The sequence below is a fragment of the Paenibacillus sp. FSL R7-0128 genome, assembly GCF_038002245.1.
Taxonomy (GTDB): domain Bacteria; phylum Bacillota; class Bacilli; order Paenibacillales; family Paenibacillaceae; genus Paenibacillus_AQ; species Paenibacillus_AQ silagei.
The window spans coordinates 5,033,274-5,055,330 of sequence record NZ_JBBOCD010000001.1; the positions used below are offsets into that span (position 1 = coordinate 5,033,274).

The window sequence follows — 22,057 nt, forward strand, 5'->3', positions numbered from 1 at the left end:
AGTACCTACATTTTGGGAATAAAAGCAAGCACAAGCTTCAGGAACTGCTCGCGCACACGCTCAGCGGTCTCCATCACCTCTGCATGATTCAGCGGCTGCGGCAGAATACCGGCTGCCATGTTGGTGATGCAGGAAATACCCAGCACTTCAATCCCGGCATGGCGGGCAACGATGGTCTCGGATACGGTGGACATGCCTACGGCATCTGCTCCCTGGCGGCGCAGCATCACGATCTCAGCAGGCGTCTCATAGTTCGGTCCGAGCAGACCCGCATATACGCCTTCCTTGAACTCAAAATTCAGTGCGGCGGCTGCTTCCTTGGCGGCTGCAATCAGACGCGGGCTGTAAGCTGAGGACATATCCGGGAACCGTACGCCCAGCGCATTGTCATTCGGTCCGCTAAGCGGATTGCGGCCAGTAAGGTTCAAATGGTCTGTGATCAGCATGAGATCGCCCGGTGTGTATTCGGTGTTGACGCCACCGGCAGCGTTGGTGACCAGCAGGCTGGTTACGCCCAGTTCCTTCATTACCAGTACCGGGAAGGCTGTAACCTCAGGGCCGTAGCCTTCATACATGTGGAAGCGGCCCTTCATCATGACCACGCGGCGGCCTTCGATCATGCCGATCAGCAGCTCGCCTTCATGTCCTTCTACCGTGGACACCGGGAAATGAGGAATCTCATGATAAGGAATAACGACTTCATCTGTGATCAGATCCGCCAGGATGCCTAGGCCGGAGCCCAGGATCAGCCCGATTTCAGGGGCGACGGTGCATTTATCTTTGATATATACGGCGGCTTCTTGAATTTTGCTTGAGGTTATAGTGGTCATGGGTTACACTCCTTCTTTTTTCAAAAATCCAGTTCAAGCTGTGGTGTGATTACTGTAATTCAGACAAAAAGCTTGTCCCGTACTGCGGAGCCTTCGCCCCGAAGTTATCGGCGATTGTCGCGGCCACATCCGAGAAGGTCTGGCGGATGCCGAGGCTGCCGGGTGTCTTGAATCTTGGGCTGTAGACCAGGAGCGGCACATATTCGCGCGTATGATCTGTTCCTGCATGAACCGGGTCATTGCCATGGTCTGCGGAGATGATCAGCAGATCATCCTCACCAAGCGTAGCGAGCAGCTCAGGCAGCGCCTGATCGAATACCTCCAGCGCACGGCCGTAGCCTTCCGGATCACGGCGGTGGCCGTAGAGGGAATCGAAGTCCACCAGATTGGTGAACAGGAATCCGTCGAACGGCTTGCGCAGCTCGTCAATGGTTATCTGGATGCCGTGTTCATTGCTTTTGGTCGGATAGGTTGCGGTTACCCCATCACCGGTAAAAATATCATTGATCTTACCCACAGCAATCACATCCTTGCCGATATCCTCCAGCGCATTCATCACCGTAGGCTCCGGCGGCTTCACCGCATAGTCATGGCGGTTAGGTGTACGCACAAAATTCCCCGGCTCGCCGACATAAGGGCGGGCAATCACGCGGCCTACGGAGAACTCGGGAGCCATCGTCAGCTCACGGGCAATTTTACAGGCGCTGTACAACTCCTCCAGAGGAATAATATCTTCATGTGCCGCAAGCTGGAACACGCTGTCCGCCGAGGTATAGACAATCCATGCCCCCGTCTTCATCTGTTCCTCGCCGTATTCCACGAGAATCTCCGTGCCGGAGGCTGGCTTGTTGCCGATGACCTTGCGTCCGGTAGCCGCTTCGAATTTCTCAATCAGCTCGGCCGGGAAGCCGTCAAAGTAGGTGTTAAAAGGAACCTCGATCTTCAGCCCCATCAGCTCCCAGTGGCCGGTCATCGTGTCCTTGCCTACAGATACCTCCTGCATTTTGCCGTAGTAGCCTGTAGGGGCGGTTACCGGTTCAAGCGGTGGCAGCGGTGCGATATTCGCCAGCCCGAGCTGCTGAAGATTCGGAAGCTTAAGACCCGGAACCCGTTCCAGAATATGGCCCAGCGTATGGGAGCCTGTATCTCCGAAATTAGCGGCATCCGGCGCTTCACCGATACCTACACTGTCCAGAACAATAAATCCGATGCGTTTAAATGAGGACATTGCCGTCTTCACTCCTTTTATAGTTTGCCTAATCTTGTCGTCTGCTCTAAGCATGAAGAAACTCCGGGAGACCCTCTCCCGGGAGCGATTTCTTCAGTATGATTCCATCATAACTTTCTTACTCACAAAAAGCATCTTTTCGGCCCAATCCGATCCGCCCGCCCGTATTCCTAAGGTCCCTCATCCCTGTGCATCCGGCTATTTCGCCCGGGGATGATGATTCTCGTAGACCTCCTTCATATTCTTGCGGGCAATTCCGCTGTATATCTGAGTGGTCGAACTATCGGAATGGCCCAGCATCTGCTGCACAGAGCGCAGGTCCGCCCCGCCTTCAAGCAGATGCGCAGCGAAGGAGTGGCGCAGAGTATGCGGTGTGATGTCCTGCTCAATCTGAGCTTCACGTGCGTATTTTTTTATGATTTTCCAAAAGCCCTGACGGGTCAGCCGTCCGCCCAGACTATTCAGGAACAGCGCAGGCTCCTCCCGGCTCGCACGCAGCAGCTTGTCCCGCATCCCTGAGGTATAACGGGCTACGCAATCAGCCGCAATCACGCCGATCGGGACCACACGCTCCTTGCCGGAGGCACCGCTGCAGCGTGCGAACCGCAAGGATGTGTTCACATCCTCCACATTCAGCGAGATCAGCTCCGTCACACGGATACCCGTCGCATACAGCAGCTCCAGCATAGCCTTATCGCGCATCCCCTGGGGAGCAGCTTCATCCGGAGCCGCCAGCAGACGCTCGATCTCCTCAATGCTGAGAATGATCGGCGGCTTGTGACTCGGCTTCATGGCTTCCATATCCAGCGTAGGATCTTGGACAATAAGCCGTTCCTTTAGCAAAAAATGAAAATAGGCGCGCAGCGATACCGTATTCCGGTTCACCGTGGCTGCTGCCTTCCCTGCTCCGCGCAGGGCACCCAAATAGAGCATAATATGCGTTCTTCTAATCTCTTTGGCCGCGTCCAGGCCCCGCTCTTCCGTAAACTCCAGAAACTGCGAAATATCCCGTCCATAGGATTCCAGCGTACTAGGAGACAATCCTTTGTCCCCGGACAAATACTGCATAAACGGCTGTAAGTATGACTTCATCAATTCACGCTCCTGTCAGACTCAGGCTGCTTCATGCGGCTTCGCAGCGGGTTGAGATCCAGCAGCCGGAACAGCGTTGTTCCATGACATGCTATAGATTGATTCGACATACTTCTCCCTTAATCCTGCAATCCGTCCCGTTACTCCCCGTACCAGTAAAAAAGGCGCAGGCGATCCCCTGCACTTATCCCCTGTTCCCCATACTGGACATCCTGAAACGCCCGGACGGCGGTGCCTTCCGGAATCTCAACATTGCGGGCCGGACTGATCCATGCGCTGACCCAGCTCAAAACATAATACAGCACACAGCTTACCGCCACAAGCATCGTCATGAAATACAGCCGGCGCACCGTGCGGGGCAGAGAAATAATCATCCAGGCAGCCTCCTCAAAATGATATCAGCGTCTGCATCAGCATTCTGCATATGATCCCCTTCTGCTGCGCTTGGGTAAGCGCACGCAAGTGCGGAGAGTAGAAAGAATGCGGGCAGAACTCGTCCTTCACTTTATGCGCCGGAGGGCCATGTTATGTATGTTGGAGGACAAATTAGCCTGAGGTTAGTTAATCTACCTGCTGGCTGGGATGGCGGCATCCGGGTTAATGCTCATATAGCCTACATCTGCTGAATTCAGGGGCACTTGTGCTCTTCATTTACTCTACTTCAACTACCCGTCCAGCTCAATTTCAGCGAATTCAATGGGATATATCCCTTTCATTTCCCCGACCAGCCCACTTTCAGCGAATTTAATGGGATTTATCCCTTTAATCTCCCCGTCCAGCACATCTTTCAGCGGATTTAATGGGATTTATCCCTTTCATTCCCTCATTCAGCCCACTTTCAGCGAATTTAATGGGATTTATCCCTTTCGTCCCCCCGCTACAGCCCACTATCCTTGCTCTCCCGGCAATCAAAAAGCTCCCCTCCAGCCATTCAGCCGGGGGAGAGCTTGCGCGGTCATTCCTCATTTGAAGATGAACTTAGGAAATCCGCAATGAAGCATTCTTAAGTCCACATTCTATATACGCTTATTCTGGAGTATTGTCCTCTGCCGGGTTCTTATCCTTGCAGCGGTGGCATATTCCGTGAAAATCAAGTCTATGATCAACCACCGTGAAGTTGTATTCCTGTTCCAGCCGGTCTTCCAGCGGTCCGAGCCAATCCTCACGAATCTCATCCATACTTCCGCACTGCACACAAATCAAATGATGGTGATGATGCTTCGCCGTATCCGTACGCAGATCATAGCGGGCCACACCGTCTCCGAAATTGATTTTCTCCACGACATGAAGCTCGCTAAGCAGTTCCAGGGTACGATACACGGTGGCAAGACCGATCTCGGGCGCCTTTTCTTTTACAAGCATAAATACATCTTCCGCACTTAAATGATCATCCTCGTTCTCCAGGAGAACTCTTAAGGTCGCTTCCCGTTGAGGTGTAAGCTTGTATCCTTGGGATTGTAGTTGTTGCTTAATCTTGTCTATTCGGGCTTCCATTGTCTGCCTCCCCCTTGGAAAATTACCACACCGGGCTTCAAGCCACTTCTTCCATTATAGGGGGATTTCCTTTGAGAAGTCAAACGGTTTTAGCATCTCGATCGGGCTGGCCCGCACATTCACAGATCCTCCATATTTGAAAATTCTTCCTCACCCGGCCGACACCAGAAGCGGCGTCACCCAGCGCATCATCACCGGCGTCACCCAAGCCTCGAAGCCAGAGACCCCCATCACCAGCAGCGCCATCCCCAGCGAGAGCAGCGTATACATCATGAACGGATGAGTCACCTGCGTGCGGCGCTGCTGTCCCAGTACCCGGCTGCGGATCATTAGCAGGGAGAAACCGAGGGCAGCCGCGCTGCATACCAGCAGCACCGGAATCAGCACCAGATTATGCGGAGCGACGGAGACCAGGGCGAACAGCATACCGTGCCAGGAATATTGACTGACGAGAGTGCCGACGGTGAAGCCGATCAGCACGCCTTTGAGAAAATCCAGAATCAGAATGCCCGGAAGTCCGATCACGGACAAGCCGAGCACCCAGATCAGGCCGACCCACTTCAGATGAAAAGCGGCGATGCTCCAGTATGAATCCTGCGCGGCAGGCAGTCCCTGCTGATCGACCGTCACGAAGAAATTGCTTAAGTAATCTCCCAGCTCCTGCTGCTGATCCAGCGTAAGCGCAGTGACGATAAGCGCTCCGAAGACCACCCCGACCAGAAATAATACCGCGACAAAAATATAAAGAGGCGTCTGTTCCTTCACCATCAGCTTTAGACTGCGCACCCTGACATTCCCCTTTCCGGTCACATGTTACACCATATGAGGGAATGTCCTGATCTATGACTTGTCCTTAGTTCTTGAGCACCTTGCCATAGGTGCCTCCGCCACCCGAGGAGAGCACGAGCTGTCCTGTACGGGCCAGCACGATCAGCCCTGCCAGCTCTGCCCCCGCTACAGCGGCAAGCTCGGCTTCCGCAGCCCGGTGCAGAATGTTCATCTCTGTGCCAAAAGCCTCCAGCAGCAGGTTCAGCTTACGCTTGCCGAGGCCGGGAATGAACTCCAGCGGCACCTGATAATGATACGGAGGCCGGTAATCCGGAACCTGCGGCAGCGAACGGTCGGCAATATGCAGAATACGGTCCAGCACACCCTGGACCAGCTTCGGACTGCCGCAATACGGGCAGCGCTCCGAGGTGCTGTAGGCTTCATCGATGATGCTGCCGCAGCCGCCGCAGTAGGTCCGGTGATATTTGCCCAGCCGGGGATTCAGCCCGAAGTTGGCACTGACCCGGCGTCCTTCCGAGCGCCGGAGCGCCAGCTTCAGCTCCTCGAAGGAGGGCTCGCGCATCTCGATGACATTGTACTCGCGGCCGATTTTGCCGAGGGAATGGGCATCGGAATTGGTCAGGAAGCTGTAACGGTCAAGCTCCGAGATATATCCTGCCATCTCTGAATCCGCACTGAGACCCAGCTCCACGGCTGCGATGCGGTCCAAATCGAATAACTCCGCCATCCGCTCGGCCGCGCAGCCATAGAGCCCCTTGTGAGGCGTGAAAATATGGGCCGGGATCAGCAGCCCGCCCCGCCCGGTAATCTCGTCCTGAAGCACCCTTGAAGGGGCGTACAGGCGCTGTGAGCTGAGACTCACATTACGCATATGGGCGCTCATCCAGGTGCTGAAATCCTCCATCGTTCCAAGGTCCGGCATGAAGGCCAGGACATGGCACTCCCGCCGCCCGGGCTCACGGATCTCAATCTCGGTTCCCAGCAGGATCGTTGTCCCCCGGTACGCAATTCCGCCGCCTGCGGCTATCGTCATTTCACCGGAATCCAGCGCGGTATGAATATCACGCAGCACGCCCGGTGAGTGGCTGTCGATAATGCCGATCAGGCCAATCCCCTTGCGCTCCGCCGCTTCCCTGGCAATCCCGGCGAAGGTCAGATCACGGCTGCCGCTGATTTTGACCGCCTGGCCCTCCGAAGTCCGTCCGATATGCACATGCAGATCGCAGTAGACGCTGCTGAGCTCCTCCGCTAGTGCCATTGGCCTGTCAGCGTGTAAAGATGCCAGGCATAGACCGCCATCATCGTCTTGGCATCGGCAATACGTCCGTCCGCAATGTACTGGTAGGCTTCCTCCAGCGTCAGCTCGGAGACCTCCAGGAACTCATCCTCATCCAGTGCCATCTCGCCCGGCTGGGCATCCTCGGTCACATAGAGGTGAATGATCTCGTCGGCGAAGCCGGGAGAGGTGTAGAACGACTTCAGCAGCTTCAGCCCTCCGCTATGAAATCCGGTCTCCTCCTGAAGCTCACGGCCCGCAGCCGCCAGCGGATCTTCTCCCTGATCCAGCTTCCCTGCCGGAATCTCCACCTCGGTACGGTGCATCGGCTGACGGTACTGCTCTACGACAAGCATTTTACCCTGATTCAGGGCCAGCACGGCTACAGCTCCAGGGTGCTTCACGACCTCGCGGGTTGCGGTGTTGCCGTCAGGAAGCCTTACGGTATCCACCTGAAGCGAAATAATGTGGCCTGCAAAAATCGGCTTCGTTGACAATGTTTCTTCATCCAATGCGGGGTTGCGGTTTATTTCATCTTTTTTCATAGATTTGTGGTCTCCTTTGGCATCGTTATGCATAGGGTGTATTATAGCAAACTTAAGAAGAAAGAAGGAATGCAGGCATGAATAACATCCTTGTCCAAGCAAGCTCATCCGCAGTTACAATGGTAGGTAAACCGGAACAGATTATGGCCGTAATGGCCGGGTGGATGAAGCAATACGGGCGCGATATGCCCCTGGCTTACATCCTGCTGCTCCAGGCAGATTCGCGGATCAAAGCTTCTAAGGCTGGATAATGCCGCTTCGTTCTTCCGGTCAGCGTCTATGATATTCCAGGGTATAAGAAGGAGCTGTCTCCCGGATCATCCCGGAAGCAGCTCCTTTAATGTTATTCTTAAGCGGCAGCAGACCGTCTCAGCAAAAGCCTTGCCCTGGCCGGTCCCTGCACAGCCTCTTATTCGGCTTAGCCCTTCTGGCTCTCGGCCACAATGGCTACAACCAGGCTGGCCACCTTGACGATGTCTGCGGCCTTGATCCGCTCCTTCGTGGTGTGGATATCCTCGTAGCCAACCGCCAGATTCACAACCGGAACGTTCAGACCGTTGAACACATTGGCATCACTGCCGCCGCCGGAGGCGAACAGCCGGGTAGTCAGGCCCAGCGAAGTGATCGCCCGGTCAGCCAATTGAACAACCGAATCATTTCCATTAAAGCTGAACGCCGGATAGATAATTTCGCTGCGGAATTCACTCTGCGCGCCGTGGTCGCGTGCGGTAGTCTCCAGCGCCTCCCGCATGGAGGCAATCTGCAGTTCAACCTTCTCCTGCACAATACTGCGGGCCTCCGCATCCAGCTGCACATGATCGCAGACCACATTCGTCGGTCCGCCGCCGGCGAACTTGCCGATATTCGCTGTCGTCTCGTTATCGATCCGTCCAAGCTTCATCGCCGAGATCGCTTTGCTCGCTACCTGAATGGCGCTGATGCCATCCTCCGGGTTCACGCCTGCATGGGCGGACTTGCCGAAGATCTGCATCGTTACCTTCGCTTGTGCCGGTGCTGCAATCGCGATGGCTCCCACTTCTCCGTTGGAATCCAGCGCGAAGCCCATGTCTGCATCCAGATATGCCGGGTCCATCGCACGTGCGCCCATCAGCCCGGACTCTTCGCCTGCCGTAATGACGAACTGAATCTGGCCGTGCGGCAGCTTCTGCTCCTGAATGACCCGGATTGCTTCGAACAGGGCAGCCAGTCCCGCTTTGTCATCCGCTCCAAGAATGGTGCTGCCATCACTTCGAATCCAGCCGTCTTCCCCCAGGGCAGGCTTGATCTTCTGGCCGGGCACCACGGTATCCATATGGCAGGTGAACAGCAGCTTCGGCGCGCTCACTCCGCTGTCCGCAGGCCAGGTGACGAACAGGTTGCCGGCTCCGTGCCCCGTTCTCTCCTGCGAATCGTCCTCCACCGCAGTCAGCCCCAGGCTGCTGAACTTCTCCTTGAGCACATCGGCAATCTGCCGTTCATTCCGGGTCTCACTGTCAATCTGGACAAGCTCCATGAACTCATGGATCAATCGGTCTTCTGATATCATATGGACTTCCCTCTCTTTCTCAGATACGTTACAATGGTTGTACTGCGTTCAATTGTGGGCTTATGCTCATAACTTAAACTAATCTCAAAGGAGTCACTCATGCAACGACAAAAATGGTTTCGCATTATCATCTACATCATGCTGTTCGCTATGATCGCCTCTACGGTGCTGTTCGTCATCGAACCGTTTATGGCCGGTTAATCATGCTTAGCGCTAATTAACAGCGTCCGGTTCCCCGGGCGCTGTTTGGCTATACGGAAACTGCTCCAGGAAATAAGGCACCAGCTCTTCAGCAACCGTCCCGATGTCAAAAGCGCGCCCTGTGCATTCCTCAAGCGAGGTCACTCCGTATTCCGCAATACCGCAAGGGATAATGCCTGTGAAGCCGCTTTGCCCGATCCCGGCCGATACGTTGAAGGCGAAGCCATGACTGGTGACAAACCCCCGGCGGAATTTACACTTATTGAACTTTACGCCGATTGCACAGATTTTCTCATCACCGACCCACACCCCGGTATACCCCTGCTTGCGGGTTCCCGTAATGCCATAGGCCTCCAGATACGCTATAATCACCGACTCCAGCTTGCGCAGATAGCCGTGCAGATCAACCTTGCCGTTCTCGCCCAGCTTCAAAAGCGGGTACCCGACCAGCTGGCCGGGCCCATGATATGTAATATCTCCCCCGCGGTCAATCTCAAACAGCGCAATGCCCTGCTGCCTGAGCTGTTCCCCGCTGAGGAGCAGATGCTCCGGATGATTCTGCGAACCGATGGTGTATGTGGGCGGATGCTGCAAAAGAATCAGCTGCTCGGAAGCAGTGCCCGCGTCAATCGCATGCACCGCTTCCTTTTGCAGCTCCCAGGCCGCCCCGTACTCCATCACCGGAAGAATGGTAACTGTAAGTTTGCTTAGGTTCAGGTTCTCCATCATCATAAGTTCCCCCTTTGCTTCTCATTCTCCCTGTCCCAGGGGTCCGCAGCCGCCTTACTTAGTAGAGCTTCGTCTCAGGGGTGTAGCCTTCCACATTATCCTTCACGCGCTGCAGGAACCGTCCGCTGATGACTCCGTCCAGAATCCGGTGATCGAGCGACAGGCAGATATTAGCCATCGAACGTACGGCAATCATATCATTGATGACGACAGGCTTTTTGACAATGGATTCAAAAGTCAGAATTGCCGCCTGCGGATAGTTGATAATCGGGTAAGACAGAATCGAACCGAACGAGCCGGTGTTGTTCACCGTGAACGTGCCGCCCTGCATATCGTCCAGGCGCAGCTTGCCCTCCCGTGTCTTGAGTGCCAGTTCGTCGATCTCGCGGGCCAGCCCGGCGACATTCTTCTGATCGGCTTTTTTGATGACCGGCGTCATCACGGAATCCTCTGTGCCTACGGCCAGCGAGATGTTGATGTCGCGTTTGACGATGATTTTGTCAACGGCCCAGACGGAGTTCATGATCGGGTAATCCTTGATCGCACTGACCACAGCCTTCATCAGAAAAGCGAGATAGGTCAGGTTAATGCCCTCTTTGCGCTTGAACTCATCCTTCAGCTTGTTGCGCAGCACCACCAGATTGGTCACATCGACCTCGATCATCGTCCAGGCATGCGGGATCTCTGAGACGCTCTGGCGCATTCTTGTAGCGATCGTATTACGAATCGGCGTAACATCGATCAGATATTCCGAGCTGCTGCCCCGTCCGCCTTCGATCTCAATCGTCGGAATCTTCGGTGATTCGCTAAGGTGCAGGCCGGAGTTACGGACCTGCTGATGCTCATCATGTACCGGCTGGAACACAGGCTGCAGCGCAGCGGGTGCAGGAGCGGCGTCAGGTACAGGCGCAGCTGCAGGGGCTGCTGCGGGTGCCGGCGGCTGAACGGAGGCGCCGTTCTCCAGGAACGTGAGCACATCCTTGCGTGTGATACGTCCGCCCAGGCCGGTGCCCGGCACGGCCGCCAGGTTGATGCCGTGCTCGGCGGCCAGCGTCTGCACAGCCGGAGAGTAACGGGCCCGCATTGGAGCTGCGGCGTCATAAGCCGCAGCGGGCATGGGCGGCCGCGCGGCGGCGTGGGCCGCCTGCGGGGCGTTGCCGGATGCCGCAGACGGGGCAGCGGCAGGTGCAGTGGCGTCGCCGGAAGCTGCCGGTGACGGGGCCGCAGCGGCTGGCGCAGCGGAGCCAGCCACTGCGATGCGGGCGATGATCTCGCCGACGCTGACCGTCTGGCCCTCTTCGGCCAGCAGCTCGGCCATGGTGCCGTCTACCGTTGCAGGCAGCTCCGCGTTCACCTTATCCGTGATCAGCTCGCAGATCGGCTCATATTGCTCTATCGAATCACCCGGCTGCTTCAGCCACTTCCCGATAGTCGCTGACACCAGCGATTCAGCCAGCTGCGGCATAATTACATCCGTCAGCGTTGTATTGTCAGACATAATGTCACTCCTTAATGTTTTGTAAGCGTGGACTTCTTGAATTTGCTTCGTACAAAACTGCTTCGGAAGCATAGGCTTAGTTTTGTAAGCGTGGACTTCTTGAATTTGCTTCGTACAAAACTGGCTTCGGAAGCCAGCCATGAAATCCTGCACTTAATACAACATTCGCTCATACAAATCTGCCCAAAATCAAAAATGTTGCTCAAAACGCAGCAATTCTCTTCATTCGGGCGGCTGAGCGGACATATTGTTGTATTTCGTGCAGCAATCTTCCCAATTCACTGTATATTTCATATCCAAGTTGCACTTTCTGCAACATTCTTGCTCGGGTCCCGGTCGCGGTGTCCGGGGAGGATGAATTATTGAACTTAATACTGCGCCAGACGCAGCATCTCAGCCTTGACCTTGTCCTTGCTGAGCAGGAAGAATTTCTCCATCGGCGGTGAGATCGGCATCGCCGGGACATCGGGTCCGCACAGGCGGAAGATTGGGGCATCAAGGTCGAACAGACAATGCTCGGCGATGATCGCCGCCACTTCAGCGCCGATGCCTCCGGTCTTGTTGTCCTCATGGACAATCAGCACCTTGCCGGTCTGCCGGACAGCGGCAATAATCGCTTCCCGGTCAAGCGGTTGGAGCGTGCGCAGATCCAGGATATGCGTGGTGACGCCATGCTCCTTCTCCAGCTCCTCCGCTGCCTGCATCGCAAAATGCAGCGGCAGGCTATACCCGATCACCGTAATATCGCTGCCTTCACGCAGCAGATTCGCTTCACCAATCGGCACCGTGTAGTCGCCTTCCGGCACATCGCCCTTGATCAGCTTGTAGCATTTCTTGTTCTCGAAGAACAGCACCGGATCAGGATCACGGACAGCGGCCTTGAGCAGTCCCTTCGCATCTGCAGCCGAATAAGGAGCCACAATCTTAAGCCCCGGCGTGCCGAAGAAGATCGACTCCGGGCACTGCGAATGGTACAGCCCGCCGAAGATGCCGCCGCCGATCGGCGCACGGATGACGACTGGACAGTTCCAGTCATTATTGGAACGGTAGCGGATTTTGGCTGCTTCGCTAATAATCTGGTTGGTTGCGGGCAGCATGAAATCCGAGTATTGCATCTCGGCAATCGGCTTCATGCCGTACATCGCAGCGCCGATGGCCACCCCTGCAATAGCAGATTCCGCAAGCGGCGTATCCAGTACCCGTTCTGCGCCGAACTGCTCCTGCAAGCCTTTGGTCGTTGTGAAGACGCCGCCCTTCACGCCGACATCCTCACCCAGCACGAACACCGACTCGTCACGTTCCATCTCTTCCTTCATTGCCAGCCGGATTGCATCGATATATTCCATCATCGCCATGGCTTAAGCGCCCCCCTTCAGGCCGGATTCATCGTAGACATGCAGCAGCGTATCTTCCGGTTTCGGGAACGGCGCATTCTCCGCGTAGGTTATAGCCTCTTTCAGTTCAAGATTATATTCGGCAGCCAGATCACGCTCCTGCTCGTCACTCCATAGACCGAGTCCGGTCAGATAAGTGCGGAACGCGGCGATGCCGTCTTTTTTCCAGTTCTCATCCACTTCCTCCTGGGTCCGGTAAGCCAGATCATTGTCCGAAGTGGAGTGCGGTGACAAGCGGTACATCATCGCTTCAATCAAGGTCGGGCCTTCACCGGCAAGCGCACGTTCCCGGGCCTCCTTCACCACACGGTAGACCTCCAGCGGATCATTGCCGTCCACCCGGATGCCGGGGAAGCCGTAGCCGAGCGCACGGTCGCTGACCTTGCCGCCAAGCTGCTTGTGAGCAGGAATCGAGATCGCATACTGATTGTTCTGGCAAAAAATAATCATAGGCAGCTTATTCACACCGGCAAAGTTACACGCTTCATGGAAATCCCCCTGGTTGCTGGAGCCTTCCCCGAAGGTAACGAAGGAGACGAACTTCTTCTTCTGCATCTTCGCCGCCAGCGCGAAGCCTGCCGCATGCGGAACCTGGGTCGTGACCGGGCTTGAGCCCGTTACAATCCGCAGGCGCTTGCTGCCGAAGTGGCCCGGCATCTGCCGGCCGCCGCTGTTGGGATCTTCCGCCTTGGCGAAGACGGAGAGCATCAGCTCGCGCGTGGTCATTCCGACAGAGAGGACAAACGCATAGTCCCGGTAATAGGGCAGGAAATAGTCATTCTCCCGGTCCAGTGCAAATGCCGCCGCGACCTGTGCCGCCTCCTGCCCGATGCCGGATACATGGAAATTGATCTTGCCCGCACGCTGCAGCAGCAGACTGCGCTCATCATATTTCCGTCCGAGCTGCATGAATCTGTACATATCGATAACCTGGCCGTCTGTGAGTCCAAGCTGCTTATGTCTGTTAACGGTGTCTACAGTACCTTGGGATTCCATATAAGAGGTACCTCCTAAAAAGTATTGCCGGCGCTCAGCTTCCAGCCCCGCTATCTCTAACAGGTTCAGGATGCGTCCGCCAGGCGGGTTGACCCTAATACTAAATATATATATGCCCTGATCCTATCACCAGGTACTAAATCCATTATAATCTTTTTCGCGGCAAAAAGAAAAGCCAAAATCCCTCCGCCAAGGCAGGGCTCTGGAACCGAACAAATATAGCCGGTATGGAGCGATATCAGCGCATTACGCGCGTTCAGCTCCCTCCGGCCTTCTTGTTAAGCTCTCTATCGCACGCTAGAATCCGATTGCTCTTCCATCCACCGCCAGCATCGCCTCGCCCAGCACCTCCGACAGTGTCGGATGAGCATGTACAGCCTCCCCGACCTCCCAAGGTGTAGCATCCAGGATCTGGGCCAGCGCCGCTTCGCCGATCAGATCGGTCACATGCGGGCCGATCATCTGCACGCCGAGGATATCCCCGTTCTTCGCGTCAGCCACCACCTTCACGAAGCCGTCCTTCATGCCGTAGACAATGGCTTTGCCGATGGCGGAGAACGGGAATTTGCCGGTCACCGTCTCACGGCCGAGCTCCTTCGCTTCCTTCTCTGTGTAACCGACGCTTGCCACTTCCGGCCGTGTATAGACACAGCGGGGAACCAGATGAGTCTCATAAGGATGGAGCGCTTCGCCCGCCAGATGGTTGACCGCACGGATGCCTTCATGGCTGGCGGCGTGAGCCAGCTGCAGTCCGCCGATACAATCGCCAATCGCATAGATATGCGGCTCACCCGTCTGCATATTGGCATTTACCGCAATGACACCTGTATCGAAGCGGATATCTGTGTTTTCCAGTCCGAGATTCTCGATGTTCGCCACGCGTCCCACGGATACGAGCAGCTTATCAGCCGACAGACTCTGGCTCTGCTCCCCCTTGCGGGCTTCAATCGTAATCCCTGTCTCCGACACTGTGCAGGTCTCGGCATCCACCGTTGTTCCGGTGAGCACCCGGACTCCGCGTTTCTTCAGCAGACGCAGCAGCTCGCGGGCCACCTCTTCATCCTCCTGCGGCAACAGCTGCCCGGCTGCCTCGACGACAGTCACCTGCACTTCGAAATCAGCCAGCATGGATGCCCACTCCACTCCGATTACCCCGCCGCCCACAATAATAATCGAGGCCGGTAGCTCCTCAAGCGTAAGCGCCTCTTCACTGCTCAGAATCACCTTGCCGTCAGGCACTAGGCCAGGCAGAATGCGCGGACGCGAGCCGGTAGCGATGATGAGATTCGTGGAGACCACGGTCTCCATCTCGCCATTCTCCAGTTCTACAGCTACAGCACCGCTTCGCGGGGAGAAGATCGAAGGCCCGATGATCCGGCCTTTGCCCTTTAGCACCTGAATCTTGTGCTTGCGCATCAGATACTGCACCCCCTGATGTAGCTGCTCTACTACCGCTTCCTTGCGCTGCTGCACTTTGGGGAACACCAGCTTGGTGCCCGTAGTCTCTATACCGTAGCTTTCGCTCTCGTTGATTTCAGCCAGTACCTCTGCACTGCGCAGCAGTGATTTGCTGGGAATACAGCCGCGGTGCAGGCAGGTTCCGCCCAGCTTGTCCATTTCAATAACGACAACGGATTTGCCCAGCTGCGCAGCGCGGATCGCTGCCACATAACCGCCGGTGCCTCCCCCAAGTATCGCCACATCACAGGTCATTGTCATGATATGTATCCTCCAGTCATTCCTCTTGAATTCAGTTCAATCTATTATATTGTACTCTCTTTCGGGAGTAATACAAAACATACAAACGTCATGTATTCATGGACTTTTGCAGGTTAAAGCGTTATCATATGGGTGAATTCAAACGGCTGCGAAGAGGAGCGACTGTGATGAAACTGCTGATTTCACGCTTCATTGCCATCCTTATTCTGGTGATCCCCGGCCTCCTGGCGATGACGGGCTTCCTGATGATGAAAGATGATCTGTTCAACTATTTCGCCATGCATGGCGATGAGACTGCTATTCCCAAATTTGCGTGGCTGCATTTCGGCGGCGGCCTGCTTTTATTCCTGGCGGGCATGACCTTCCTCGGCGGCTGGATTCTGGCCCGTGACCGCAAAAAGAACTACGTTGGCCCCCGCTTCCGGGAGAAGCAGCAAGCACAGCAGCCCCCGTCCTCCGAAGCCCGCTCCTAATTATATTCCATTGAAACAGGGGATGCCTCAAGCCATTAACGAACCGGCTGCTGAGGCATCCCCTTGTTGTCCTATGAGAGGGTATAGTTGTAAGCGCTGACGAACAGCACAATTGCACAATGTACAACAGAAAAGGGTAATCTCCAGCAGAATTCAGAAGCTATTGGTCGAGTAGGCGGGGCCTTTCCTTCGTGGATTGTGCCCCTACCCCTCACAGATCCGTACGTGCGCAATTTACGCATACGGCTCTTCACCCCATCGTTCACAATTGGCCTTAATCGTAGATATTGACGTAGATCCGCGGCTTAGGTAGCCTGAATTCGTTTAGCACTTCGTAGAACCTCTCCCAGGTGAAACTCCTGCGCTGACTTCTGCGGTTTAGCCATGTATAGATCAAGTCGAGCGTTTGCATGTAATAGGTTTTTATTTTCTCCGAGTTATCCGTGATTCCATAGTATCGGTAGTGTCCCGACAGTTTGGACCGGATGACGCCTAGGAAATCCTCCTGCTTCATGTGGCGATTCCACCTGACCCAGCTCTTCATGGCTCTGACCTTCTGTCTGAATTTCTTCCCACTCGTTTTACGCTTTACCCGGAAGGTTCCTTTTCGGCTCTTGGCGCAGTAGTGCGTGAAGCCTAGGAAATCGAATGTTTTCGGTTTCCCTTCGCCCTTCCTCCGTGATTCTGCTTCCGCAAAACGACCGAACGCGATGATTTTCGTCTTCTCTTCCGCAATGCTTAACCCGAATTTCTCCAGCCGGAGCACAAGTGCGGTATAGAAGCGTTCTGCATCTTCTTTGTACTGGAAGCAGCATACAAAATCATCGGCGAAGCGCACCATTTCGGCTTGCCCCCCGCACTGCTTCCTCACCGTCACGGTAAACCATAGGTCAAGGACATAGTGCAGGTAGACGTTGGCTAGCAGGGGCGACACCACCGAACCTTGGGGAGTTCCTTCCTCCGTCGGTTCAAAGTGTCCATCCTCCTGAATACCTGCTTTCAGCATCCGTCTCACCAGCCGGTGGATGTTTGGATCTCCGATTCGCAGTTCGAGGAATTTCATCAGCCATTCGTGATTTACATGGTTGAAGAAGCCGGAGATGTCTGCATCGACGACATAGCTGGTTTTTCCCTGCTCGATGACCCGGTTTAGATGTTTCAGCGCACTGTGCATGTTTCGGTTCGGGCGAAATCCATACGAGAAATCCATGAAGTCTTGTTCATAAATGGCTTCCAGTACTCTTTTCAGCGCATGTTGCACCAGTTTGTCTTCATACGCAGGAATTCCTAGGGGCCGCATGTTTTTCCCGTCCTTTGGGATGTACACTCTTCTCGCGGGCTGAGGTCTGTAGCTTCTTCGCTTTAACCGGTCCACCAGGTGTGTTACATTCGCTTCCACGTTGGCTTCGTACGTCTCTTTGGTCGATCCATCGACTCCGGTTGCCTTTCCCGGTTTCATCTCTTTGTGACTTCTCTTTAATGCTTCTGTGTCAATGAGATGTCCGATGGAGTTGAACCGTAACTTCGGATCTGCTTTGGCCATTTCTGCTATTCTTGTTAATTTCGTTTCCATTTTTTTCCCACCTCTGTGTGTGGCCAATGTGTCCTTACCAAGATTGATGGGGTGTCGCCTGCCTTTCCTCCGCCCCCATTACAGGGGTTTCACAGGTCTTATGCGGCAATCCGACTCCCTGAACGCCGTTTGACATTCTTACGTGTTACGGCTTGTTTGCCATACTCCTGCAAAGGTTCCTAAATAGTACTTCTCTCGCAGAAGAGCGTCAGGGTCTCCCGAGTTGCTGAGTAACCATGGGTATACATGCCTGGCTCTTCGACCCCGGGGAAGCTCCTCCATCCTCGCCTTTTTTTTTTTTTTTTTTTTCGGCTGGAGTCATGTTGTCTTCCGGGAAAGTGAGCCCGTCGACCTTCCCGTTTGCTGCATTTCGAGGCTCCATCACTTTCAGGCCTGCATCCTAACTGTCTACGCTTAAACGGCAGGGTTACCCTTGCCGCTCCAAGACTCGCTATTGGTGGCGTGGCTTTCGCCTTTCCAAGCAGGGGTTCCACCTGCTAAGTTACTCAACCTAGGCTCGGTCGCTCCACTTCGTACAGTAGAATTCGAACAACCCCCACTTTTCTGCTCAAATCAGCAAAATCTAATGTACCAAATACAGTAGAATACCATTTTCCACTCAAAAATCAGATTTCTACTGCACAAAATACAGTTACCTTACCAATTCCACCGCCGTAGCCTCTACGTACAGCCTTCAACGCAAGTGTGAGCATTAGCGTGAGCATCAGCATTAGCGTGAGCATCAGCGCCAGCATCAGCGTTACACTTCCCGTGCTTCACCCTCACCATGCCTCACTCATGCCTCAACCATCCCTCATCCTTACTCCCCGGCCGCGTCCTTACTTCCCCGCACCAGCTGACTATAGAGGCCGCCCTGCCGGAGCAGCTCCTCATGCGAGCCCTGCTGAAGCAGGCGTCCGCCCTCAAGCACCAGGATGCGGTCGGCTGCGCGGATCGTGCCCAGCCGGTGGGCGATCACGAAGCTGGTCCGGCCGCGCATCAGCGCCTGGAGCCCTTCCTGAATCTTGATCTCGGTCACCGTATCGATGCTGCTCGTCGCCTCATCCAGTACCAGCATAGACGGATTCGCCAAAATTGCCCGGGCAATAGCCAAGAGCTGCTTCTGTCCCTGGCTGATACCGCTGCCGTCCACAGACAGCATCCGGTCGTAGCCGTCCTGGAGTCTCATGATGAAGGCATGGGCATTGGCCAGCTTCGCAGCCTCCTCCACCTCTTCATCGGTTGCATCCAGCCGGCCGTAGCGGATATTATCGCGGATCGTACCTTTGAACAGGAAGGAGTCCTGGAGGACGAAGGCCATATGGCTGCGCAGACTCTCACGGGTGACCGTTGACAGCTCCCGCCCGTCCAGCGTAATGCTGCCCCGGCTCGGATCGTAGAAGCGGGACAGCAGGCCGATTAGCGTCGTTTTGCCAGCACCGGTAGGTCCGACCAGCGCAATCATCTCACCGGGCTTCGCTTCAAATGAAATATCCTGCAGCGTATCTGCCCCCCCATCATAGGAGAAGGAGACCTCCGAGAACTTCACAGCGCCCTCAACATGCGCAAGCTTCACCGCCGCGCCCTCATCCCGGGCCTCGGTCTCTTCATCCAACACCTCGAAGACGCGCTCCGCACCGGCGATCGCCGACAGCAGCGTGTTCCATTGGTTCGCCAGATCATTCAGTGGCCGGGTGAACTGGCGGGCATATTCGGCAAAAGCGATAATAATCCCCACCGTCACCAGCCCGCGGATTGCAAGCAGCCCCCCGACTCCGGCCACGATAGCAAAGCTCAGGTTGTTCAGACCATTCATCAGCTTAGGAATGAAGCCCGAAATCGATTGCGCCCAATACCCCGACAGCATAATCCGTGTATTGCGCTCTCTGAAGCCGGTAATTACCCGCTCCTCCTGCGAGAAGGCTTTGATAATCCGCTGTCCGGACAAGGTCTCTTCAATGAACCCGTTCAGCTCACCCATATTCCGCTGCCGCTCCTTGAACAGCGGGCCGGTCCGCCGGGTAATCCAGCGCATGCCCAGCATCATCAGCGGCACCACAATGAAGGTTAGCAGCGTCAAGAGCGGGCTGAGCCATAGCATTACGCCAACCGTTCCCACCAGCGTCAGAATACTGGAAAAAATCTGAATCGCCGAGCTGTTCAGCGTCGAGCTGATATTCTCGATATCATTGGTCAGACGGCTCATAATCTCTCCCTGCTGCCTGCGGTTAAAGAAGGAGATCGGCAGGCAGTGCAGGTGTGAGAACAGATCCGTCCGCATCCGGTAGACCGTCTCCTGGGCCACTTCGATCATCCAGACATTTTGCAGCCAGGAGACCAGGGAATTCAGCAGGTAGACGAGCGCCAGCACCAGCAGGAAGAGCCCCCACGTTCTGCCGCCCTCCCCGCCCAGATAGTCGTCCACTGCCCGGCTGATCAGGTAGGGTCCAAGAAGCGACAAGGCTGAGCTTAGCAGAACCATGAACAGCACCAGTACCAGCTTTGTCCGGCGTTCAGCGAGATAAGTCCATATGCGTCCTAATGTGCCAGACCAGTTCTTGGCCTTCGCCTTCGGCTTCCGGCTGCCCATCGCCCCGAAGATCTTGGCTTCGCCGTGGCCTACTTCCAGCTTCGGATAGCGGAACGGCTCAATGAGTGCTTTGAACATGCTGCCCCTCCCCTGTCTGCGATTGATAGATTTTGCGGTACAGCGAGGACTCATCCATTAGTTCGGAATGGGTCCCCTGCGCAATGAGCCGGCCTTCGTCCAGCAGCAGAATTAGATCCGCCGAGGCAGTGGAGCTAATTTTCTGTGTGATCAGGAAGGTCGTGCAGGACAATTTCTTCAGCTCTGCCAGCAAAAGCCCCTCCGTCACCGCATCAAGCGCACTGGTGCTGTCATCCAGAATCAGGATCGCCGGTCTGCGCACCAGCGCCCGTGCAATGCTCAGACGCTGCTTCTGCCCGCCCGACAGATTAACTCCGCGTTGCCCAAGGGCAGTATCGTAGCCCTGCGGCAGCCCGGCAACTGTGTCATGAATCTGTGCTGCCGCTGCTGCCTGCTCAATCTCTGCCTGACTCGCCGCTGCATTTCCCCAGGCTATATTCTCCCGGATCGAGCCGGTGAATAGCAGTACCTCCTGAGGTACATAGCCAATCGAGCCCCGTAAGGTCTGCATATCCATCTCCGTATGCTTCTGTCCGTCCACCAGGATGCTCCCGCTGCCGCATTCATACAGCCTGGGAATCAGCGTTACCAGAGAGGATTTGCCTGAGCCGGTCGCGCCCATAATCGCCACGCGTTCCCCCGGCTGCACCGTGAAGGAGATATCGTCAAGCACCTTAATATCACTGTCGGGATAGCTGAAGCTGACCCGCTGGAATTCCACCTTGCCTTGAACAGCTGACGCAAGACCTTTTCCAGAAGTCATACCCAGCTCGCCCGGGCCATCGCTTGCCGCCATCACTTCAGTGACCCGTCCCGAAGACGCCCGTGCGCGGGAGAAGCTGACCATAATCCAGGATAGCGCTGACAGCGCTCCCATCGTCCGCAGCGAGTAGTTAATGACAGCAACTGTCTGCCCCAGCGTCGCATCCCCTGTAGAGATCTCTATCCGCCCAAACCATAACACGGCCAGAATACCGGCGTTGACGATGATCATAATGAACGGGGTTGAGGTCTCGGTAAGCCGCAGCGCAGCAATAGTCGATCTCATCAGCTCTCCGCTGAACGTTGCGAACCGCCCGATCTCATGGCCCATCCGCACAAATACACGAATCAGCCGGATACCGGTCAAATTCTCCTGAATCACACCATTCACGCCGTCGAGCCGGCTCTGCACATTGCGGAACAGCTCGGACGCTCTGCGCATCAGCCAGATCATGAAAATCACCAAAAACGGCAGCGTCACGGTCAGCAGCAGCCCCAGCTTGATATGTACCACAAGCGCCATAATCACGCTTCCAATCACAACCAGCGGAATACGGGTCATGAACCGTAGCCCCATGAATATCGTATCCTGAATTTGTGTTACATCCCCGGTAAGGCGGGTGATCAGAGATGAGGTAGGGAAGCGGCTAAAAATATCGTAAGAGAACGACTGTACCTTTTCATACAGCTTGTCACGCAGGTCGAATGCGAACCCCTGACTGACATGCGACGCAAAAAAGGAGCTGAGTATTCCCGCCAGAAACGCCACAGCGGCACTCCCTACCAGTACACCGCCCCACAGCCAGACGACAGCCGTGTCCTGTTGCCGGATACCGTCATCAATGATTTTGGAGATCAGCAGCGGCTGCGACAGCTCCACGGCCAGCTCAATCAGCATCATGACCAGCGCGGCAATAGCGGCGACCCGGTATTTTTTAAGAAAAGTCAACATTAGCTTCATCGAAGATACCCCATTTGCTTATTCGTAGAGCGCATCCCGCAGGCGGGTAGACATGGCAGAGCCTTGTCCCGACTTCAAAATGACCCGGCGCAGTGCCTTGTTGCTGCGGTTCAGCTCGGTGAGCTCGGCCAGCATGTCTTCCAGTAAATTCTCCGTATCGGGGATGAGCTCCCCCTTCTCCCGCAGCGCATTAATCCGTTCCTTATATTGCTCCAATTTCTCTGTCACCTGACTAACTTCCCTTCTGTTCACTATATTCTCCTGCTGAAGACACAATTGCGTT

General features: G+C 55.3%; 21 protein-coding genes. 3 read left to right on the forward strand and 18 right to left on the reverse strand.

Annotated features, from left to right (window positions below; all coding sequences use genetic code 11):
• Positions 1-5: 5 nt before the first annotated feature.
• The 8 genes from NST26_RS21305 to NST26_RS21340 form a co-directional block, all read right to left on the reverse strand.
• Entirely contained in the window at positions 6-830 is an 825-nt protein-coding gene (locus NST26_RS21305; protein ID WP_340979749.1) for a purine-nucleoside phosphorylase, read from the reverse strand.
• Positions 831-879: 49 nt separating this feature from the next.
• The gene (gene deoB, locus NST26_RS21310) at positions 880-2,058 is read right to left on the reverse strand and encodes a phosphopentomutase (RefSeq protein ID WP_340951525.1); all 1,179 of its coding nucleotides are present in this window, start codon (positions 2,056-2,058) and stop codon (positions 880-882) included.
• A gap of 198 nt (positions 2,059-2,256) precedes the next feature.
• The gene (gene xerD / locus NST26_RS21315; protein ID WP_340951522.1) at positions 2,257-3,150 is read right to left on the reverse strand and encodes a site-specific tyrosine recombinase XerD; all 894 of its coding nucleotides are present in this window, start codon (positions 3,148-3,150) and stop codon (positions 2,257-2,259) included.
• Between the two features lie 140 nt (positions 3,151-3,290).
• On the reverse strand, positions 3,291-3,524 hold the full coding sequence (locus NST26_RS21320; protein WP_076086452.1) for a DUF4227 family protein: 234 nt from the start codon (positions 3,522-3,524) through the stop codon (positions 3,291-3,293).
• Positions 3,525-4,176: 652 nt separating this feature from the next.
• Positions 4,177-4,644 carry a ferric iron uptake transcriptional regulator gene (gene fur / locus NST26_RS21325; protein ID WP_340951518.1) on the reverse strand — a complete coding sequence of 156 codons (468 nt, stop codon included), beginning with the start codon at positions 4,642-4,644 and terminating at the stop codon, positions 4,177-4,179.
• A 150-nt stretch (positions 4,645-4,794) separates the two neighbouring features.
• Positions 4,795-5,430, reverse strand: coding sequence for a stage II sporulation protein M (spoIIM, locus tag NST26_RS21330; protein WP_340951517.1), 636 nt, complete (start codon positions 5,428-5,430; stop codon positions 4,795-4,797).
• A 67-nt stretch (positions 5,431-5,497) separates the two neighbouring features.
• Entirely contained in the window at positions 5,498-6,691 is a 1,194-nt protein-coding gene (locus tag NST26_RS21335) for an endonuclease Q family protein (RefSeq protein WP_340951514.1), read from the reverse strand.
• A complete protein-coding gene (locus tag NST26_RS21340; protein WP_209871107.1) occupies positions 6,682-7,254 on the reverse strand; it encodes an NUDIX domain-containing protein in 573 nt (190 codons plus the stop codon). Before NST26_RS21340 ends, NST26_RS21335 begins: the two co-directional genes overlap by 10 nt.
• A gap of 77 nt (positions 7,255-7,331) precedes the next feature.
• Here NST26_RS21340 and NST26_RS21345 point away from each other — a divergent pair, with 77 nt between their 5' ends.
• Positions 7,332-7,505 carry a hypothetical protein gene (locus tag NST26_RS21345; RefSeq protein WP_209871109.1) on the forward strand — a complete coding sequence of 58 codons (174 nt, stop codon included), beginning with the start codon at positions 7,332-7,334 and terminating at the stop codon, positions 7,503-7,505.
• A gap of 167 nt (positions 7,506-7,672) precedes the next feature.
• On the opposite strand, the gene NST26_RS21350 is transcribed toward NST26_RS21345, so the two are convergent.
• On the reverse strand, positions 7,673-8,800 hold the full coding sequence (locus NST26_RS21350; RefSeq protein WP_340951510.1) for a M20/M25/M40 family metallo-hydrolase: 1,128 nt from the start codon (positions 8,798-8,800) through the stop codon (positions 7,673-7,675).
• A 99-nt stretch (positions 8,801-8,899) separates the two neighbouring features.
• Between NST26_RS21350 and prli42 the strand changes: the two genes are divergently transcribed.
• Entirely contained in the window at positions 8,900-9,001 is a 102-nt protein-coding gene (prli42, locus tag NST26_RS21355; RefSeq protein ID WP_155991680.1) for a stressosome-associated protein Prli42, read from the forward strand.
• A gap of 12 nt (positions 9,002-9,013) precedes the next feature.
• Here prli42 and lipB read toward each other — a convergent pair whose 3' ends face one another.
• The 5 genes from lipB to lpdA all read right to left on the reverse strand — a co-directional run bounded on the left by lipB (position 9,014) and on the right by lpdA (position 15,337).
• The gene (lipB, locus tag NST26_RS21360) at positions 9,014-9,733 is read right to left on the reverse strand and encodes a lipoyl(octanoyl) transferase LipB (RefSeq protein ID WP_445323335.1); all 720 of its coding nucleotides are present in this window, start codon (positions 9,731-9,733) and stop codon (positions 9,014-9,016) included.
• Positions 9,734-9,788: 55 nt separating this feature from the next.
• On the reverse strand, positions 9,789-11,228 hold the full coding sequence (locus NST26_RS21365) for a dihydrolipoamide acetyltransferase family protein (protein ID WP_340951508.1): 1,440 nt from the start codon (positions 11,226-11,228) through the stop codon (positions 9,789-9,791).
• Between the two features lie 368 nt (positions 11,229-11,596).
• Entirely contained in the window at positions 11,597-12,583 is a 987-nt protein-coding gene (locus NST26_RS21370) for an alpha-ketoacid dehydrogenase subunit beta (RefSeq protein WP_340951506.1), read from the reverse strand.
• A gap of 3 nt (positions 12,584-12,586) precedes the next feature.
• Positions 12,587-13,618, reverse strand: coding sequence for a thiamine pyrophosphate-dependent dehydrogenase E1 component subunit alpha (locus tag NST26_RS21375; protein WP_036731999.1), 1,032 nt, complete (start codon positions 13,616-13,618; stop codon positions 12,587-12,589).
• Positions 13,619-13,915: 297 nt separating this feature from the next.
• Entirely contained in the window at positions 13,916-15,337 is a 1,422-nt protein-coding gene (gene lpdA, locus NST26_RS21380; protein WP_340951503.1) for a dihydrolipoyl dehydrogenase, read from the reverse strand.
• 167 nt (positions 15,338-15,504) lie between these two features.
• Between lpdA and NST26_RS21385 the strand changes: the two genes are divergently transcribed.
• Positions 15,505-15,810: a DUF2627 domain-containing protein gene (locus NST26_RS21385; protein ID WP_036731993.1), complete on the forward strand. Its 306-nt coding sequence runs from the start codon at positions 15,505-15,507 to the stop codon at positions 15,808-15,810.
• Positions 15,811-16,084: 274 nt separating this feature from the next.
• Here NST26_RS21385 and ltrA read toward each other — a convergent pair whose 3' ends face one another.
• The 4 genes from ltrA to NST26_RS21405 form a co-directional block, all read right to left on the reverse strand.
• Positions 16,085-17,383: a group II intron reverse transcriptase/maturase gene (ltrA, locus tag NST26_RS21390; RefSeq protein WP_340950427.1), complete on the reverse strand. Its 1,299-nt coding sequence runs from the start codon at positions 17,381-17,383 to the stop codon at positions 16,085-16,087.
• An 820-nt stretch (positions 17,384-18,203) separates the two neighbouring features.
• Positions 18,204-20,051, reverse strand: a complete 1,848-nt coding sequence (locus tag NST26_RS21395) for an ABC transporter ATP-binding protein (RefSeq protein WP_340951500.1) — start codon at positions 20,049-20,051, stop codon at positions 18,204-18,206.
• Positions 20,032-21,774, reverse strand: a complete 1,743-nt coding sequence (locus tag NST26_RS21400; RefSeq protein WP_340951497.1) for an ABC transporter ATP-binding protein — start codon at positions 21,772-21,774, stop codon at positions 20,032-20,034. The genes NST26_RS21395 and NST26_RS21400 overlap by 20 nt, the downstream gene beginning before the upstream one ends.
• A gap of 18 nt (positions 21,775-21,792) precedes the next feature.
• The gene (locus NST26_RS21405; RefSeq protein WP_209871124.1) at positions 21,793-22,002 is read right to left on the reverse strand and encodes a hypothetical protein; all 210 of its coding nucleotides are present in this window, start codon (positions 22,000-22,002) and stop codon (positions 21,793-21,795) included.
• Between the last annotated feature and the right edge of the window lie 55 nt (positions 22,003-22,057).